The 896-nt window shown below is 34.7% G+C and carries 1 protein-coding gene; it reads right to left on the reverse strand.

What is annotated here, in order from left to right; all coding sequences use genetic code 11:
• Positions 1-108: 108 nt before the first annotated feature.
• Positions 109-588 (reverse strand): hypothetical protein, encoded by a 480-nt coding sequence (locus NH26_RS24900; RefSeq protein ID WP_044230005.1) that lies wholly within the window; start codon positions 586-588, stop codon positions 109-111.
• Between the last annotated feature and the right edge of the window lie 308 nt (positions 589-896).

Here is an 896-nt window from a genome sequence, read left to right on the forward strand (position 1 = left end):
AAAGTAGCCAACCGCCGTATACGAGACCCGTATGTACGGTGGTGTGAGAGGCTCTCCCTGTCAGTTTTTACTGACGGGGCGGTCTACTCGATTATCTCTCGTGTTTTTCTATTTAATTTGATTCTTAAATATATCGGAAAGTTTGTTTGAAATTAATTCTTTTCCTTGTTTCACTATTTCCTCACCTTTATCGCTTACATCATGATAAATTTGATATAGTGGTGGGTTTTCACCTTCATCGATTTTAATGAAGTAAGGGTTACCACTTCCAGTTGGATCTTCTCCTATTCCAATATATCCTAATTCGAATATCGCACATCCAGGATACATATTTAAGCATGCATCTTCAATCTGTTTAAAACTATTGAACTGAATTGATATTTGTTCATCTTCTTGAAATTTGAAGTCCAAAATTAGGTTAGCAATTTTAAAATCGATTAACATATGCTTCACCCAATTTGGTATAATTTGTTTTACTTCATCCTTTAAAAGTTCATAGTCACTTTCAGTTTGTTTTATTCCATTTAAGATTTCATGATCTTCTTTTGGTTTTGCGACTTTCAGATATGATAATAATTCAGAGTTCATTTTTTAACTTTTGATCTATTCATTAGAGATAACGTCTACTATATGTGCCCGTTGCCCATACTGGCAGTGCACTAATAAATAACTAATGAGCCAAAAATTCAGCTTTTGTGATTGATTGGTTCTTCAATTTACACAAATTTGATTTTTTGGCGGTGGGTCAAGATAACACTTACCACTCAGATGACCAAGAGTTTGGCAATGGTCAGCATATAGATTGTGTGTGCCCAAAATGGACACAGCCTTATTTTATTTTAAAGATATAATAATCTTCTAGAGGGTGCAAGTCCCTTATGTGCGGGGTACGATCC

Origin of the sequence: Flammeovirga pacifica, assembly GCF_000807855.2 — a bacterium.
In the GTDB taxonomy this organism is placed as follows: domain Bacteria; phylum Bacteroidota; class Bacteroidia; order Cytophagales; family Flammeovirgaceae; genus Flammeovirga; species Flammeovirga pacifica.

Bases quoted from the DNA above. Each gene is read 5' to 3' on its own strand.
- NH26_RS24900 (WP_044230005.1), bottom strand. From the start codon at position 588: ATGAACTCTGAATTATTATCATATCTGAAAGTCGCAAAACCAAAAGAA.